The 19,594-nt window shown below is 42.0% G+C and carries 10 protein-coding genes; 9 read left to right on the plus strand and 1 reads right to left on the minus strand.

What is annotated here, in order from left to right; translation table 11 throughout:
* Window positions 1-790 precede the first annotated feature (790 nt).
* The 8 genes from IPI59_03040 to IPI59_03075 all read left to right on the plus strand — a co-directional run bounded on the left by IPI59_03040 (window position 791) and on the right by IPI59_03075 (window position 10,989).
* On the plus strand, window positions 791-1,588 hold the full coding sequence (locus tag IPI59_03040; protein MBK7526534.1) for a thymidylate synthase: 798 nt from the start codon (window positions 791-793) through the stop codon (window positions 1,586-1,588).
* Window positions 1,589-1,857: 269 nt separating this feature from the next.
* Window positions 1,858-2,133, plus strand: a complete 276-nt coding sequence (locus IPI59_03045; protein ID MBK7526535.1) for a co-chaperone GroES — start codon at window positions 1,858-1,860, stop codon at window positions 2,131-2,133.
* 178 nt (window positions 2,134-2,311) lie between these two features.
* Entirely contained in the window at window positions 2,312-3,949 is a 1,638-nt protein-coding gene (groL, locus tag IPI59_03050; protein MBK7526536.1) for a chaperonin GroEL, read from the plus strand.
* Between the two features lie 209 nt (window positions 3,950-4,158).
* Window positions 4,159-5,682 carry a GH3 auxin-responsive promoter family protein gene (locus IPI59_03055; GenBank protein ID MBK7526537.1) on the plus strand — a complete coding sequence of 508 codons (1,524 nt, stop codon included), beginning with the start codon at window positions 4,159-4,161 and terminating at the stop codon, window positions 5,680-5,682.
* Between the two features lie 447 nt (window positions 5,683-6,129).
* On the plus strand, window positions 6,130-7,965 hold the full coding sequence (gene recJ, locus IPI59_03060; protein ID MBK7526538.1) for a single-stranded-DNA-specific exonuclease RecJ: 1,836 nt from the start codon (window positions 6,130-6,132) through the stop codon (window positions 7,963-7,965).
* A 100-nt stretch (window positions 7,966-8,065) separates the two neighbouring features.
* On the plus strand, window positions 8,066-8,716 hold the full coding sequence (locus IPI59_03065) for an HAD family phosphatase (protein ID MBK7526539.1): 651 nt from the start codon (window positions 8,066-8,068) through the stop codon (window positions 8,714-8,716).
* A gap of 92 nt (window positions 8,717-8,808) precedes the next feature.
* Window positions 8,809-9,954, plus strand: a complete 1,146-nt coding sequence (locus IPI59_03070) for a DNA recombination protein RmuC (GenBank protein ID MBK7526540.1) — start codon at window positions 8,809-8,811, stop codon at window positions 9,952-9,954.
* A 222-nt stretch (window positions 9,955-10,176) separates the two neighbouring features.
* Window positions 10,177-10,989 (plus strand): GLPGLI family protein, encoded by an 813-nt coding sequence (locus tag IPI59_03075; GenBank protein MBK7526541.1) that lies wholly within the window; start codon window positions 10,177-10,179, stop codon window positions 10,987-10,989.
* A gap of 45 nt (window positions 10,990-11,034) precedes the next feature.
* Here the strand turns inward: IPI59_03075 and IPI59_03080 are convergent, their stop codons facing one another.
* Window positions 11,035-12,255: an IscS subfamily cysteine desulfurase gene (locus IPI59_03080; protein MBK7526542.1), complete on the minus strand. Its 1,221-nt coding sequence runs from the start codon at window positions 12,253-12,255 to the stop codon at window positions 11,035-11,037.
* Window positions 12,256-12,510: 255 nt separating this feature from the next.
* Here IPI59_03080 and IPI59_03085 point away from each other — a divergent pair, with 255 nt between their 5' ends.
* On the plus strand, window positions 12,511-19,521 hold the full coding sequence (locus IPI59_03085; GenBank protein MBK7526543.1) for a gliding motility-associated C-terminal domain-containing protein: 7,011 nt from the start codon (window positions 12,511-12,513) through the stop codon (window positions 19,519-19,521).
* Window positions 19,522-19,594 lie beyond the last annotated feature (73 nt).

Below are 19,594 nucleotides of genomic sequence, written 5' to 3' on the forward strand. Positions count from 1 at the left end.
TCCTTTGATGATTTAAGTTCTCAACAAATGTAATATTTTACCCGTTGTCATTTTTTTATAACGGATTATTGTTCTTAGTATCAGGGGTTTAAAACTGCCACACCTTTTGGGGCTTAAACAACCGCTATGTGTCTATGTGGTGGTTATAAAAGGAGTTTTTAGTAATTTTAGATTGAGGTTAGGGTTTTGTATCATTTTTTAAATTTAAATTTTTTTTTTTTTACTTTTCAGTTCAAATTATTTATTTTATGTTGATAAGAAAGGAAAAATTTAGTTGATTTGGAATTTTTTTTATAAAAGTTGAGGATTAATTTAAAATTAGGAGGGAATAGAAACAGGCAATTTTGTATGACTTCAAATTTTGCAGTTTTGGTACTAGCTGTTTTTATTCCTACATACAACTTTTTTAAGCTATACACGTTAATAATAATGGTTTAATTCTTAAGCAGCTACGATAATAAAATCATAGCTCAAGACGGATTGCGTGGGTTGCTCCTAAGCCCTGAAAGGGTACAAATTGGGGCAAAAATAAATCCTAAAAATCCTGATTCAGGCTATATGCTTCGAAAAATTCATCCGGATAAAAGTAACAGAGCGGTAAAAAAATTATCCGCTCCTCAATTCGTTAAAAAAATACTAATTTTGGCAGCTAAATGATTTTACAACCGCAACTCAAAATCAGTTTACACACTTTTTTGAACACTACCTCGTAAAATTTTATTTAGTAGTCTGAACCACTACCCTTCTTATTTTAATTATATGCAATTAACCCGCAATATAAACTAAGCCCATGCAAACTTATTTAAACTTACTAAACCATGTATTGGCTAACGGTGTGCAAAAAAGCGACCGCACGGGCACAGGCACAATTGGCGTTTTTGGGCATCAAATGCGGTTTAATTTGCAAGAAGGATTTCCGTTGCTGACTACAAAAAAACTACATACGAAATCAATAGTTTACGAATTGTTGTGGTTTTTGCGCGGCGACTCGAACATAAAATACCTGACCGACAACGGCGTAACTATTTGGAACGAGTGGGCCGATGCCGAAGGCAACCTTGGACCTGTTTATGGGCATCAATGGCGCTTGTGGCCAAGTCGCCAAGCTGGGCAAACCATTGACCAAATTGCACAGGTTTTACAAAGCCTACAACATAACCCCAATAGCCGCCGGCATATTGTTACCGCCTGGAACCCCGCCGATGTACCCAAAATGGCCTTGCCACCGTGCCATTGTTTGTTTCAGTTTTACGTGCAAAACGGCCAACTTTCGTGCCAATTGTACCAACGCAGCGCCGACATTTTTTTAGGTGTACCATTTAATATAGCCTCGTATGCTTTGCTTACCCACTTGGTAGCCCAGGTATGCAACCTTCAGGTAGGCGAGTTTATACATACGCTTGGCGATGCCCATCTTTACTTAAACCACCTCGAACAGGCCAAACTGCAATTAAGCCGGCAACCACTACCTTTGCCCACCTTAACTTTAAACAAAAGTGTTAACAACCTTTTCGAGTTTACATTTAACGATATAAATTTTGAAAATTACCAAGCGCACCCAAGCATAAAAGCACCTATATCGGTTTAATCTTTTATCCGGATAAAAACAAGCTAAGCGGTTGATTGCCTGAAGCAAAACGCTTTTGTCAAAGCAACCTGCCTTTATGTCAGTTTAATTGCAGTATAAATCTCAATTAATTGGCAATAACTGTAAAATTGTCGGCAAAATCAAAATGGCACAATAAATGCTAAAACAAGACTGTAGTTGATTACCATTATTTTTATTTTGGCTCAATTTCATTTCTTTCAAACCAATATTACATTGTAATTATTTAAAAAACAAATTCTATAATCAGTATGAATCTTACTATTAAACCCCTTGGCGACCGCGTTTTGGTTAAGCCTGCCGATGCCGAAGAAACCACCAAAGGCGGTATCATTATTCCCGACACAGCTAAAGAAAAACCCCAACGTGGCATCGTAAAAGCCGTTGGCGCGGGCAAAAAAGACGAACCCATGACCGTACAAGTTGGCGATACCGTTATGTATGGCAAATATTCGGGTACCGAAATAAGCATTGAAGGCGAAGACTACCTTATTATGCGCGAAAGCGATATTTATGCCGTGCTGTAATATTAGTACCTCTTTATTTCAGTTAAGTTGAGTTGACGGCAAAATAGAATAGCATACTCGGCTCAAACTCCGGATGAAATTGTAGTTAGACAAACTTATATTCCGGATGAAAACAAAAAAAATCTAATTTTTCTAACTGTAAAACTATTTTTTAAACAAAATTATATCAAATACTTATATGGCAAAACTTATTAAATTTGAAGTTGATGCCCGCGAAAAATTAAAGCGCGGCGTTGACATATTGGCCAACTCGGTAAAAGTAACCTTAGGCCCTAAAGGTCGTAACGTTATTATTGAGAAAAAATTTGGCGCGCCTACCGTTACCAAAGATGGCGTAACTGTAGCTAAAGAAATTGAATTAGAAGACCCCACCGAAAACCTTGGCGCACAAATGCTTAAAGAGGTGGCTTCAAAAACCAGCGATTCGGCCGGAGACGGTACTACCACCGCTACCGTACTTTCGCAAGCCATTATTAACGGCGGCTTAAAAAGTTTGGCTGCCGGCGCTAACCCCATGGACCTAAAACGCGGTATTGACAAAGCAGTTAAAACCGTAGTTGCTTCGTTAAAAAATATGTCGGTACACGTTGGCGACGACAATACTAAAATTGAGCAAGTTGCCACCATATCGGCCAATAACGACCACGAAATTGGTAAACTTATTGCCGAAGCTATGCAAAAAGTTAAAATTGAAGGCGTTATTACCGTTGAAGAGGCCAAAGGCACCGACACCTACGTTGACGTAGTAGAAGGTATGCAGTTTGACCGCGGATACATCTCGCCCTATTTTGTTACCAACGCCGATAAAATGGAAGCCGACCTTGAGTCGCCATATTTGTTGATTTACGACAAAAAAATATCGAGCATGAAAGACTTGTTGCCCATTTTAGAAAAAGCTGCTCAAACAGGTCGGCCCTTGTTAATTATTGCCGAAGATATTGACGGCGAAGCACTTGCTACCTTAGTGGTAAACAAATTACGCGGCACCTTGCGCGTGGCTGCTGTTAAAGCACCCGGCTTTGGTGACCGCCGTAAAGCCATGCTCGAAGATATTGCCATTTTAACCGGTGGCCAAGTAATTAGCGAAGAGCGCGGCTATAAACTTGAAAGTGCTACCTTGCAACAATTAGGCCGTTGCGACAAAGTTACTATTGACAAAGACAATACCACTATTGTTGACGGCAAAGGCGAAGGCGAAGAAATTAAAGCCCGCGTAAACCAAATAAAAGCCCAAATTGAAACCACAACCAGCGACTACGACCGCGAAAAACTACAAGAGCGTTTGGCAAAATTGTCGGGTGGTGTTGCCGTTTTATATGTAGGTGCGCCTACCGAAGTAGAAATGAAAGAGAAAAAAGACCGCGTTGATGATGCCCTACATGCTACCCGCGCTGCCGTTCAAGAAGGTATCGTTCCGGGGGGTGGTGTTGCTTATATTCGTGCCGTTGATGCCTTAACCGACCTTAAAGGAGAGAACGAAGATGAACAAACCGGAATTGACATTATTCGCCGCGCTTTAGAAGAGCCGCTTCGCCAAATTGTTGCCAATGCAGGCCTCGAAGGTTCAATAATTGTGCAAGGTGTACGCGCTAATGGCGGTAGCTACGGCTTTAATGCCCGCACCGAAAAATATGGCGACCTTTATGCCGATGGTGTAATTGACCCAACCAAAGTAACCCGCGTTGCACTTGAAAACGCCGCTTCTATTGCTGGCATGTTCCTTACCACCGAATGCTTAATTGTTGACAAGCCCAGCGAAGACAAAGCTGGTGCGGGTGCGCACATGCACGGCGGAATGGGACACGATATGATGTAAAAAAACACAAAATTAACTGTAAAACCAACACAGTAAAAAATTATACTAATTAATTTTATCCGGATGCTTTGCTTAAAAGTATCCGGATTTTTTTTAAAAATACATGATGCTTCTTAGGCTAAATAGCCATCAAATTTGTATTTTTGCCAAAAACTAAATTTAGTTTTAAAACATTCCTTGAAATAAAACTGCTATCTCCTTTTATATTTATGTTTGCCAACCTACGCAATACTGTTGTAACTGCTTATTTGTCGCGGCGTATGCCCCACATAGCTAAGTGGGTTTTATATCCGGTAGCCAGCCAAGAGCAAGTTTTTAATCATTTGATTGCCAGTGCCAAACAAACTGCCTGGGGAAAACAATACCATTATAAAAGCATCGAAAACATAGCCGATTTTCAGCGCCAAGTGCCATTGAGTGATTATGACCGCTTAAAACCGTTTATTAACCAGATGCTAAACGGCGAAGCCAATACGTTATGGCCAGGCGAAATTCGTTGGTTTGCCAAATCATCCGGAACCACCAGCGATAAAAGTAAATTCATTCCAATTAGTTCCGAAAATTTAAAAACTTGCCACTACCAAGCTGCCATCGATATTATGGCCTTATACATAGCTGCTAACCCCAAACATAAAATTTATACCGGAAAAGGCTTGGTTTTGGGCGGCAGCCATAGTATAAACAAACTTAACCCGCGTGTACAGTACGGCGATTTATCGGCAGTATTATTACAAAACATGCCATCGGTGGGGCGCATAAACAACGCTATTGGCACCGATATTGCCCTTATGGACGAGTGGATAGCCAAAATTGAGCGCATGGCCAAAGCTACCATACCGCAAAACATTACCCATTTGGCAGGTGTTCCGACTTGGACAATAGTACTTATAAAACGCATTTTTGAAATGACGGGTAAAGCTAATTTACGCGATGTTTGGCCTAATTTAGAGCTTTATATACATGGCGGGGTTAGCTTTACGCCCTACCGTAATCAATTTTCGCAGCTTGTGCGCGGCGAGGGTATGCACTATTGGCAAACATACAACGCTTCGGAAGGCTTTTTTGGCATACAAGAAGATAATAACCGCGACGACATGCTGTTGCTTACCAACCACGGCGTATTTTATGAGTTTGTACCCTTAAACCAATTAGATGCCGAGCACCCCCAAGCGCTTACCCTTGACCAAGTACAAATAAATACTAATTATGCTATTTGTATTAGCACCAATACCGGCCTTTGGCGATATTTATTGGGCGATACCATACAGTTTACATCCATAAACCCTTTCCGGATAAAAGTTACCGGCCGGACAAAACATTTTATCAATGCCTTTGGCGAAGAAGTAATTGTTGATAATGCCGACCAAGCTATTGCCCGCGCCTGCGCTCAAACAGGCATGCAAGTGCGCGAATATACCGCCGCACCCATTTACTTTAGCAATACCGGCAATGGCGGCCACGAGTGGTTGGTTGAATTTGCCCAACTGCCCGATGATTTGCAATATTTTGCCCAACTTACCGACGAGGCACTACAACAACTTAACTCGGACTACGAAGCCAAACGCTACAAAAATATTGCAATGAAACCCTTAGTGATGCACGCTGTACCACCCGGCACATTTTACAAATGGCTTGAAAGCAAAGGAAAATTAGGTGGCCAACACAAAGTACCACGTTTAGCTAACCACAGACAATATATTGACGAGATTAAAACACTTTGTGGCCTAAATTAAACCGTCAGCTTCATTTTTTTTTGAACCTAAACAGCCTAACTAAGAAGCAAATACTCGCTAATTTTAATGCCATTAATTAACCAGCAAACTGCATTTATAAAAAAATATTTTAGCAAAACTAAAAAAATTGTAACAAAATTAATATTTTTAAACTAATTTTGCCAAAGGTTGGATATTGCCAATAAACTAAATTGTTTTTATTGACAATTATTATAAAAATTTTGTTTAAATAAAGTTAATATTTTATGTGTATAAAATTTTTTATCCGGAGCAAACTTTTACAATAACCAAGTAATCCGGAAACCAAACAAACACCGAGTTATCGTATGTTTTTAGCTGCAGTTTAATTAATCAGCAAATAATAAATTGTAGTATTTTAACAACTGTTTTGGGCTTGCCAGCCATCAGCACCCAAAAAACTCGTTTGTAGCGATAAATATTTACTAAATGTATAATGATAAAAAGTGGGTTATTAAAGAGACGGATGAAAAAGCAATTGAAGAACTGTACAACGAACTTAAAATTAACAGAACCTTATGCCAATTATTAGTTCAGCGCGGGGTCCGGACGTATGATGAGGCGCGGAAGTTTTTCCGCCCTTCGTTAGAAGAACATCTATATGACCCTTTCTTGATGAAAGATATGGATATAGCTGTTGAACGCCTTGACCGCGCTATGCGCAATAAAGAGAAAATTTTAATTTACGGCGACTACGATGTGGATGGCACAACCGCAGTTGCTTTAGTGTACAGTTTTTTAAAAGACTTTCATTACGACCTCGACTATTATATACCCGATCGCTACAAAGAAGGTTATGGTGTTTCAATGACGGGCATTGACTGGGCAAAACAAAACGGGTTTTCGCTCATTGTTTCTTTAGATTGCGGCATTAAATCCCGAAATCAGGTGGCTTATGCCCGCGAACATGGTATTGATTTTATAATTTGCGACCACCACCTGCCCGACAACGACAACCTTCCTCCGGCATTTGCCATTCTTGACCCCAAACGAGAAGACTGTCCATACCCGTACAAAGAACTTAGTGGCTGCGGCATTGGCTTTAAATTTATGCAGGCTTTTGCCCTAAAATACGATATACCGTTTAACCGCGTTGCCAACCTTTTAGATTTAGTAGCCGTAAGCATTGCAGCCGATATTGTACCCATTACCGACGAAAACCGCGTATTGGCCTTTTTTGGCCTTAAAAAAATAAATAGCAGCCCACGCCCTGGGCTACGCTCGCTAATTCAGCAAAGTGTTCGCAACCCTAAAGTGGGTATTACCGATATTGTGTTCATTATTGCACCCCGCATTAATGCTGCAGGCCGTATGGACGACGCCCGCGACGCTGTGCGATTGCTATTGTCGCAAGAAGTGGGAAAAGCAAAAGAAGGTGCCGATGTGCTGCAAGAAAAAAATACCGAACGAAAGCAGGTTGATAGCGATATAACCGAAGAAGCAATGCGAATTTTAGACACCGATGAGCAAACAAAAAACCGCAAAACTACCGTACTGTACCGCCCATATTGGCATAAAGGTGTGATTGGAATAGTTGCCTCGCGGCTGCTCGAAAAATATTATCGCCCTACGGTTATTCTTACCAATTCAAACGAAGATGATATTATAACTGGCTCGGCTCGCTCGGTAGCCCGCTTCGACTTATACCAAGCCCTAAATGCTTGTAGCGACCTGTTAGACCAATTTGGCGGCCATAAATATGCAGCAGGCTTAACCCTCAAACGCGAAAACTTGCCCTTGTTTATTGAAAAATTTGAACAAGTAGTAAACGATACCATTGAAGATGATATGCTAATTCCGGAAATTGAAATAGATGCCGAATTAGACCTTCGGCACATAAGCCCCAAATTTTACAATATATTACGACAGTTTGCACCATTTGGCCCCGAAAACATGAAACCTGTTTTTATTAGTCGCGGACTAATTAATACCGGATGGTCGGCAGTGGTAGGCAATAATCATTTAAAATTAAGTGCCCGCTCCTTCAATTCATCGGTATTAGCCAAAGGAATTGGTTATAATTTAGGACATTATTTAAAGCAAATCAGTAATGGCCAACCCTTCGATGTTTGTTTTACCCTACAAGAAAACATTTATAACGAAAATGTTGCCCTGCAGCTAAACCTGCGCGATATTAAACCCAGCGACCGTATTAATAATCGCAACAGCTACCATACAAGTAGCTATATTTCAAATACTAATACAAATACGAACAACCCACCAAACCCCAACGAAGAATCAGCATTTCTACATAAAAATGTGTAATTAAGTTAATTTAATTTAATTTAATTGGATAGATGGATGGATGTACTAAAATGGATTATTTATTGCCAAAAACTACAAATAACAATTGTTTTGCCGGATAATGCAGTCAATTACCCCGACAGCAGCAATATTGCCGCCCCCAAATCAAATAAACACTATCATTTTTGATTTAGGCAAAGTGGTATTCGACTACGATTTTGAGCGCGTATTTACCCAGTGGCAACAATTAACAGGCATAAAAATTACCTATACCCCCGAGTTTGAAACCATTTTGTTCAAATTCGAAGCCGGGCAATTAACCCCTACCCAATTTAAAAAACAAGTAGCCTTGTTAATGCAGTTAAAACGCCCCATAGATGCAACTCGTTTTTGGCAAGCATGGAACGATATTTATTTAAACATATATCCGGATATTGATAAGCTATTAACCCAATTGTCAAAAAATTTCCGGATGGTTGCCCTAACAAACACTAACGCCGTGCACACGCCTTATTGGCAACAAAAATACACACAAGCACTATCGGTTTTTGAACATATTTTCTGCTCCTTTAAACTAAAGGCAATAAAACCCGAGCCTGTTGTTTTTAATACGGTGCTTAATTATTTGCAACAACCACCCGATAAAGTTTTATTTTTAGACGATAACCCAAAAAATACATCCGGAGCCACAGCTCTTGGCTTGCATACCTACTTGGTAAAAAATGCCAATTTGCTAACACAAGTGTTTACAACCGCAGGCTATATAAAATAACGTATTTTAAAACTAGGAAAGGTCTGATAAAAACAATAATCAACAGTTTTATTTATTGCATTTACATTTAATTAACATTATATTTATTTGTTGTGGCCGATTTAGAACAAATGCTTTTGCTGTTTGGCAGTCTTATTTTAAGTGCGCTGTTAGCGGTTGTTTATTTATTGCTGCAACAGTATAAACGAAACAGCACGAGTGGAAATAATACCGATTCTATAACCTTACAAATGTTGTTGCCTTTACTTACCGATTTGCGCCACCAAATATCGGCCAACGACCAAATGGGGCGAACCGAAATTCAAGGCCGTCTTGACCATATTGCCAACCAAATTGGCCAACACCAACAGCAAAACACTCAAACCCTGCTTCACCAGCAACAAACTCACCAACATTTGCTTAAAGATTTAGGCACACAACTTGGCGAACTGCACCAGGCAAACGAACGTATTGTATTGTTGGCTAATCAAATGCAGTCTTTAGAGCGGATTTTGCAAAACCCCAAGCAGAGGGGTATTTTAGGCGAGCATATATTAAGTCAGGTGCTAACACAAGTATTACCCCCGCAGCAGTTTGTGTTACAATATCGGTTTGGTTCGGGAAAAATTGTAGATGCCGCTTTGTTTATCCGCGGCCAAATTGTGCCTATTGATGCCAAGTTTCCCCTCGAGAAATACACTGCCTTACACCAAACCACCGACTCAAACCAGCGCCTTGCTTTAGACAAAGCTTTTAGGGCCGATGTGCGCCGCCGCATTGACGAAACCGCCGCCTATATTGACCCCGCCGAAAACACCCTGCCTCTTGCGCTAATGTTTGTACCCGCCGAAGGAGTGTATTATTATATATTACAAGCGCATAATAATGCCAGCGATGATTTATTAACCTATGCCTGGCAAAAACGAGTGGTTATGGTGTCGCCGGCTTCGTTTTATGCCTATTTAGAAACCATTCTTCATGGCTTAAATGCTTTGCAAATTGAGCAATCGGCACGTGAAGTACTACAAAAATTAGGCGATTTGCAACGCCGGCTTAAACTATACGAAGAGCACGCCGACAAGGCAGGCAAACAACTGCAAAATGCTTGGCAGGCTTGGCAAAATGCCCAAACCGAATGGCGGCGTATTGATACCCAATTGCTGCGTCTTAACCAACAAACCGAAGCCAAATGGGGAAATAACGGCAACAACAATAATCAAGACGCGCAATCGAAATTATTTAATACTGACCAGGAATAAAAAGCAAGTTTATAGCCTGTTGTAGTGAACAAAACGATGCAAATTCAATTTATAATTATTATTTAATTCCGGAAAAAAGACGCAGTAAATACAGTACCTTCACAAAGAATAAATAGTATTGCCTCGTTCATTTAATCCGGATAATTTAATTTTATTTTTATTTTAAAACATTTTAGTTCTACTCTGTCTAACTAAAAAAACATCTATCACCTAATTTTAGCCATGAAAAAGGCAAGTTTTATCCTTATATTATGCTTACTATTTAGTAGTTTGACGATAGTAGTAGCCCAAACCACACCCGCTACTTCAACTAACAACCATAACCAGCCGGCAAATAACACTGCCTCGCGTTTTGAGGGCTTGGTAACTTACGAACGGACGATGCAATGGAGCAAACTACAACAGCGCGCCACCTACCTAAGCCAAGAACAAAAAGACAGAATGCAGCAAACCGGAAAAAATTGGGGAGGATATAAAATTTTGATGAACTTATATTTTAGTCCTTCGCGCAGTTTATACACCTACACCAACGACCGCGCCGAGTCGGAAGATGGCCGTTATACCTGGCGGCCTGATACCTACCTTGTTGCCCGCGATTTTAAAAATAGCACTGCTACCGAGCAACACGAAATGATAGATAATTTATATTTACTTACTGACAGTTTGCGCCCCCCAAAATGGCGCATAATGAACGAAATAAAAGATATTAACGGTTACGTGTGTATGAAAGCCGTTTTAGATGACAGTATCCGGAACCAAAAAGTTACAGCTTGGTTTACCGATGCAATTCCTGTATCGGCAGGGCCTGAGCGATATTTCGGGCTTCCGGGTTTAATTTTAGAAGTTATGGTAAATGATGGCGATGTGCTAATTACAGCACAAAGTATTAATTTTCAAAATGTAAGCAGCCAACTAAAATTGCCAAAAAAATTAAAAGGCAAAAAAGTTAACGAAGCCCAATTTAATCAACTTATAACCAACTATATAGCCGAAAGCGCAAGTATGCGGCGGTTTCCGTCTGCTATACGATATTAATTGGCTAACAAGTTAGTTTGTTCTTTTGGCTGTTTTTGCTTCTGGTTAATGTCCGGCCCATTGAATAGATTTTATATCAATGCCTTCTTTAAACATTTCCCAAAGTGGACTCATTTCGCGCATCCGGTTCACGGCGTTCTTAACGTGATTAATGGCATAGTCAATTTCCTCATTGGTGGTAAACCGGCTAAGGCTAAACCGTATAGAAGAGTGCGCCAGTTCGTCGTCTAAGCCAAGTGCTTTAAGCACATAACTTGGCTCGAGGGAGGCAGAGGTACACGCCGAGCCAGACGAGACGGCAATATCTTTATTAAAACCCATCATTAACCCCTCGCCTTCAACATATTTAAACGATATATTGGTAATATACGGTGTGCGTTGGGCTTTATGGCCGTTTAAATAGGATTCTTCCATTTCGAGCAGGGCATTTTCGAGTTTATCGCGCAGCAAACCTATCCTTTGGGCATCTGTTTCCATTTCTAAGCGGCACAGTTCGGCAGCTTTGCCAAAACCCACTATGCCCGGCACGTTAAGTGTTCCCGACCGCATACCGCGCTCGTGGCCGCCGCCGTCCATTTGAGCAGTTACTTTTACCCGTGGATTTTGCCGCCTTACGTACAAGGCGCCAATACCCTTGGGGCCATACATTTTATGCGCAGTAAATGCCATTAAGTCAATACCCATTTTGTTTACGTCAATTGGTATTTTTCCGGCGGCTTGTGTCGCATCGGTCATAAACAAAGCGCCGCCAGCGTGGGCAATTTTAGCAATTTCTTCAATATTTTGGCGCACTCCAATTTCATTATTAACCATCATAACGCTAACTAATATGGTTTGGGGGGTCATGGCGTTGCGCAGGGTATTCAAATCGAGCATACCATCGGGGCCAACCTCTAAATAAGTAACCTGAATGCCTTTTTTTTGCAATATTTTGCACGTATCAAGTATAGCTTTGTGCTCGGTAACTGTGGTAATAATATGATTACCTTTGCGTGCATACATTTCGGCAACACCCTTTAGGGCTAAGTTGTCGGCTTCGGTAGCCCCCGATGTAAAAATAATTTCTTTTTCGCTGGTTGCACCAATAAGTTGGGCAATTTGTTCGCGGGCATAATCAACGGCTTCTTCGGCATGCCAGCCAAAGGGGTGGCTACGGCTGGCCGCATTGCCAAACTGGTGAGTAAAGTATGGAATCATAGCCTCTAATACACGTGGGTCAACAGGCGTAGTGGAACTATTATCCAAGTATATTGGAAATTTTAACATGCGATATATAACAAATAGAAGGGAGATGATTAAAATAATATGCAAAGATAACACGCTTTTGTCAGATTTGTTCACTTATATAGACAAATTCTAAATTTCATTAGGCAACTATTCCCTATTTCAATCAGTTTATAAAGTTCCGGATGGCTTTAAACCAACTAAACTAATTCTCCGGATATACCCTTGTAGATAAAACAAAGTAACCACTTTAAAAATGCTAACTTTGCTTTCTGTTTTTTAAACGCCTTGAATTGTATGCCCAAAATTTTACCCAATCAGTATAACTATTGCTGCCGTTTTTTTATTGGCAACAACACAACTTGTTTTAACAACCTAATTGCTGTTTTTTTTGCTTTTGTTGGCTTGCTGCTATTTATCGGAAGCACTTTTAACGCCCGCGCATCGCATGGTTTGGCTATGGATATTGCCTATACCTGCCTTGGCCCCGATACTTACGAAATTGAACTTAATTTTTACCGCGACTGTGGGGGTTCGCCCGCACCATTAAACATACAAATAGATGCCACCCCAATTAGCTGCCCCGGTGCCAACAGTTTTAAAATTCCGCTTAAATTAGCTACAACCACCGAGGTTTCGGCATTATGCCCCGCCTATATAGCCCAAAGCACTTGCAACGGCGGCAGTTACGAGGGTATTGAGCAATACCAATACAAGGGTTTGGTTACTTTTGAGCAAGCTTGTGCGCAATGGCAATTATTTTACAATTTATGCTGCCGAAGTTTTGAAGTAACCAATTTGCAAAACCCCGGCGACCAAGATATTAACGCAACTGCCATTATTAACAATGCAAACGGACTTTGCAACAGTTCGCCCAAGTTTACTTATTTGCCCTTTGCTTATTTGTGTGGCAACCAAGCCTTTACCTATAATAATGGCGCTATTGATGCCGAAGGCGACTCGTTGGTGTTCGAGTTAATAAACCCGCAAAATGTGCAAGGCGTACCTATTGGTTATACTTCCGTTTTAAGTGCCACCTATCCGCTACACACCCTTCCGGCGTATAATTTTGGGTTTTCGGGCAATAATGGGCAGTTTAGTTTTACTCCCGACGGCAATCAAAACGCATCGGCAACGCTGTTGGTAACACAATACAACAAATCGGGCCAAAAAATTGGTGCCATTATGCGGCAACTACAATTTATTATTTTCGACCAAAACGACCCAAACTGTGCCAATGTAGCACCAACCATATCGGGTGGCGTGCAAAATGTAACAGGCGCAACTGAAACCGGCATCAATCAATTAAGTTTATGCCCCAACACGCCCATGTCGTTTACGCTTAGCATTACCGACCCCAATATTTCAAATCAGTTAAGTATTACCCACAATGCCGCGCAGGCAACACCAGGCGCAATATTAACTGTAACCGGCACCAACCCGGCTACTATTAATTTTAGCTATACCCCAACCAAAGCCGATATTGGTACCCATTTGTTAACCATTGAGGCCAACGATGGCAATTGCGCTTTTCCGGCAAAACAAACTTTTTCGGTTTTAATTGAAGTTTTAGATGCTACTTATGCCGGCCCCGATTTAGGCTATTGCCCCGCTGGGGGCCCCTTGACGGTTGAAGTTACAGGCGGCAGTAATTTTACGTGGTCGCCTATGGCGGGCGTTACTTTTTTACAACCCAACGGCAGCGTAGTAAGCCTGGCTCCTAATGCCACCACTACTTATACCATTACCAGCGATTTAACAAACGGATGCAGTAATACCGACCAAATTACAGTATCGGTAGTAGCCGATTTTAACATGCCGTTAAATCCCGAATCACATATTTGTTTGTACGATACCAGCCAAATATTTACTAATTTAGACCCCGCCTTGTATGCTATAATTTGGTATCCGGCCTATAAAATCAGTGATATTTTTGACCCCAACCCCTTTGTTTATCCGGATAAAAGTATGAACTACACCATAACAGCCTCGCATAAAATAACCGGATGCACCATAAGCAAAACTACTGCCGTTATTCTTGACGGAATACTGCAAAATGCCAATTTTTGTCTTGCCGACTCGGTTGTTTGTATCAGCGAAACTACTACTGCCCAAGTAATTATGAAACCCTTTGCTTGTGGGCTTAGTACAACCGGATGCGATGCTACAGCCCCATCGGGAATTTACGAAATAAATAAAGGCTTTGATAAAACCGGTATTACCACCCCATTTAGGGGCATCTATGAAGACGCAAGAACACAATACTTAATTAAGCCCGATAAAAAAACCATGTCTTGCATGGGCAATACGGTAACATCAGTGGGGTTTAATGTTACGGCGGTATTTAGCAAAAACCCCTACGAAAATTTTACCATAAGTATGGGCTGCAGGTCACCAAAATTGGGCAATCCCGTAGATTTTGAAACCGGATTAATAATTGTTTACACGGCTGCCCAGTACACACCAACCGCCGGATGGAACACTTTTACCCTGCCCACCCCCTACGATTGGGATGGTGTTAGCGACTTAGTTTTAGAAGTTTGTTACGATAACCAAACCGGCAATGCACCCGGAGGAGTCGATAACGTATATTTATTGAACCCTACTCCGCTAACGCCTAAAAAGGTGGTGTATGCCAACGGCAACAACAGCTCGGGCTGCTACCTAAACGATGCTACTACCACCAATGCAATGCCATACATACAATTAGGTTTGTGTGGCGCAGCACCACAGCCCGGAACCGTATTTACTTGGTCGCCGGCGGCTTTTGTAGATGCCACAGACCCACTTAACCCCGAATTTTTTCCAACACAAACCACTACCTACACCCTCTCTATTGACCATCAGGGTTGCGTTTACCAAAAAAACCAAACCATTAGCGTAGGCAGTGCACAGAAACCGCAAATACCCTCTTCATTTTTAGGCGATTATTGCGCCGAGCAAGAGCCAAATTTATTAGTTCAGGGTGGATTGCCTGGCGGAGCTAAATTTGTTTGGTTTAACCATCCTTTGGGCGCACCCGACCATATAATAAAAACAGGGCAGGCCTATAACCCAAAGTATTTTGGCGATATAGCCTACTGGATAGGTGTGCAAGATGCCAATGGTTGTATTGGCGAGTTGATTCAGTTGCCGGTAAACCTCCACGATTTTTCTATTATTCCGGGCCCAATGTATTGTTTTAATGGCCAAATCTTTGTAAATATAAGCGTTATGGGCGAGGTGGGCGAATCGTACTATATAACTAATAACGGAGACGGTAAAAGCAGTAAGGCCAAAATTTTTAACGGCGAGTGGTTTATGTTAAGTGGCCTAAAACCGGGTGATACTTATGATATTTCAATCAAAGCAATTAATACCGGATGTATTAAAGATTTTACCGGAGAAGTGGGTAATTGCAGCGAGTATGTTGCCGCCGTTTGCGGGTATCCGGTAATAGTTTCGGAGGGTGGTTTAAGTAACGAACAAAATCCGGATATATGGGGCAATAATATAGTTTGGCAAGCGGGTAATCCGGCACAAATTTACCATTTCAATCTTGCCGACCCTAATCAAACTCAAAACCTAATGAGTGCTGCTGCCGCACAAGGCAACGTAAATCCTATTTTATACGACTCGATTGTGGTTTGGCAAGCCAATTACAGCGCTACAAGTGCCGATATATTTTTTAACAATATAAATACGCCTATTGCAGGTGGGGTAAATATGTCGAACAGCGCCGGCACCATTAATGCTAATCCGGATATTTATCGCAATATTGCAGTATGGGAGGGTCAAGAAAGTGCAGGCAGCACTAATTATGATATTTACTTGTTCGACACCAATAAACCCGGCAACCCCGCCGTAAATATAAGCAACAACGCCAACAAAAACGACCGGCGGCCTTTAATTTGGGGCAATTATATTATATGGGCAGGCGAGGTTTCGTCAAACAATTATGACTTATTTATGTACGACCACACCAATGCCGGCGTAGGCGCACTTAATATTACTTATAATCCCCAAGCCGATGTTTGGCCTTTATCTTTTGAGGAGCATTATTTTGTGTTTCAAACCACAGCAGGGCTTTGGTATTATAACCTGCTCGATGCTAAACCCAGCCCTGTTTTATTTGCCAATTTAACCAATACAAGCCCCCAAGCTTCGGGCTTGGTGCAAAACGACCTTCAAATGGTGTGGGCAGATGATATTGGCAGCGGGCAATATGGCTTGTTTTATTATGATTTTGCCAATCCTATTTTTGGTGGCTCCCTTTTGCTTACAACAGATACCGACCCGCGACCTTTAAGTTTACAGGGCAATTACCTTACCTATACCAATAACAACACCGTACAAGTATATGATTTGGCTGCCACAACCACCACAAATCCTGCCGAAAATGCCCCTTTGGGCAATAACGCACAGCCCGCGCAATACGGCCATTGGGTAGTATGGGCGCAACCTGGCCAAGCCATTTACGCTTACGACCTTACCCTGCCTGTACCGCCGCCACCGCAACCCGATGCCGCCAATACAATAAACTATGTTTGCCCTAATAACACCACCTTTTTAGCCGTTTTGCCCCCGCTACCCGGCTTTACCCTAAACTGGTACAGCGACAGCACTTTAACCAACCTTATTAACAATAGTGGTGTAACCCAGCAAACAATACCAAACTTAACCAACGACACCACTTTGTACGCTGCCATACAAGACACATTAACAGGTTGCTTGTCGGAGGTTTTGCCTTTAACGGCAACAGTTAATACCTTACAAATAGACCTTCAAACGGCTACCGACATTACCAACTGTGGCCTAACCGATGGCAGTATAACTATTACAGCCAGCGGCGGAAACGGTAGCTATCAATTTAGTATTAATGGTGGCGCAACATGGCAAACATCGGGCAATTTTGTTGGCCTTGGCGCAGGCTCGTACCCAATTTTAGTAACAGACGGCATGTGCAGCATTACAGGCCAAACTTTAATAATTACCGCACCCAACGCACCCGGCGCCCCTACCCTAAACGGTGCTAATAACGTTACTTATTGCCAAAACGAAGCTATACAAACTTTAACAGGCAGCGCCAATAGCGGCGGCACGCTTACCTGGTACGCCGATGCTGGATTAACGACAGTAGTTGCATCCGGAAACAGTTTTACGCCACCTTCAATACTTGGTACAACAACGTATTATTTAGTCGAGACGCTTGGCAACTGTATAAGCACGCCCGCATCGGTAAGTGTAACCATTTACGAACTGCCTATGTTTACAGCACAAGCTAACGATTTAGCGAATTGTAATAATACCCCCGATGGCAGCATTATTATTACGCCTAATGGTGGAAACGGCAATTACCAATACAGTATTGATGGCGGAAATACTTGGCAAGCCTTAAATAGCTTTACCAACCTCGCCGCCGGAGATTATGCTGTTTTAGTGAAAGACGATTTTTGCACCGCCGAAACGATACAAAACTTAACCATTAATGCCCCTACAAAACCCAACATGCCTACACCAAGTATTGCAATGGCGGTATATTGCCAGGGCGATGTGATTGCACCAATAACAGTATCGGGCAGTGGTGGTGTTTTTAATTGGTATGCTGATGCCGCTTTAACAAACCTCATAACATCCGGAAACAGTTTTACGCCACCTCCAACGCCTGGAACAACTATCTATTATGTTACCGAAAATGACGGCCTTTGTGCAAGCAACGCCGCAACAGTAAGCGTTACCATAAATGCACTGCCTCCAGCACCCCAACTGCTAATAACTAATGTTGAATATTGTTTGGGCGACCCTATATTGCCACTAACTGCATCCGGAAGTGGTGGTAGCCTTAATTGGTATGCCGATGCTGCTTTATCCAACCTTATTGCATCCGGAAACAGCTATACGCCTGCATCTACCATTGGCACAACAATTTATTATGTAGCCGAAACAGTCAATAATTGTCAAGGTTCCGCAGCACAAGCAACCGTTGTAGTTCACGATTTGCCCCAAATTGCCAATATTGCACCCACCAATGCTACCACCTGTTTAGCTACCGATGGCAGTTTAACTATTACAGGATCGGGCGGTAGCGGCAATTACGAGTATTCAATTGATGGTGGATTGACATGGCAAGCAAGTAATATTTTTACGGACTTAAGTAAAGGCAATTATGCGGTGATGGTTAAGGACGAGTTTTGCCAAACCGGCATAGTGCCCGCAGGCATCAACGCCCCCGATGCGCCACTAATGCCCACAATAAATGGCGATGCTAATTTTACAATTTGTGATGGCGCTGAGCTTCCTACATTTTTTGTGGACCTGCCTTTGGGAGGGTTAGTAAATTGGTACAACGACCCTTTATTGACAACCTCGTTAGGCACCGGATTGAGCTTTAAACCATTAGTTGTACAAACAGGTGATAATTTATATTTTGCCACTAATACGGCTAATGGCTGCGAAAGTTTGCCCGCATTGTTTTTGCTGGTAGTTACACCATTGCCCGACCCGCCACTACTGCCGCCCGATACAACTATTTGCCAAGGCCAACCCATGCCCGCGCTTGTAGCCACACCCAATAAAAACGGCCTGCTGCAATGGTATAGCGATAGTGATTTAAGTAACCCGTTAGCAGCTGGAAACAATTTTACGCCACCCACCATAGCGCCTAATACTACCGCTACCTACTACGTTACCGAAACAGTTGATGGCTGCCAAGGCAATGCAGGCATAGTAAAAATAAGTGTTAGCGCACTGCCGCCCAGCCCGGCACTTGGCCCCGATGCTGTTTATTGTATTACCGATTTATTAGCTCCGCTTACTGCCACGCCCTTGCCTAATGCTATTATTAACTGGTACGGCAATGCAGGCTTGACCAATTTATTGGCCACAAACCAAGAAACATTTTTGCCAACAATAACTAATCCGGAAATTGGGCAAACGTTTAGCTTTTATGCCACTCAAACCATTGATGGCTGCGAAGGCTCGGCATCGGTTGTTAAAATATCTTTTAAAGATTGTAGCTTGCCGCCACCGCCACCACCTTTGGCAGTTACTATTCCAACGGCTTTTTCGCCGAATGACGATGGTATTAACGATGTTTTTAGGCCAAAAGTTAATACGGCTTTGCCTTTACAACAATTTAGATTAGCTGTTTACGACAGGTGGGGCAACCGCGTGTTTGATAGTACCAACCCGAACGATGGCTGGAATGGCTTGTTGGCTGGCAATGGATTTAGACCCGCGCCAGTGGGCGTTTATGTGTTTATGTTTATGTATGAAAATGAGGCAGGCCAGTTAATACAAACCAATGGCAATATTACTTTGTTGCGATAGGTATTTATTGACTGCTTGATAAAAATCCGGAATAATGCCTACAAGAGCGAACGGGTCAAAATATTGCTCTGCT

It is taken from the genome of Sphingobacteriales bacterium (genome assembly GCA_016706405.1).
Classification (GTDB): Bacteria; Bacteroidota; Bacteroidia; order Chitinophagales; family UBA2359; genus BJ6.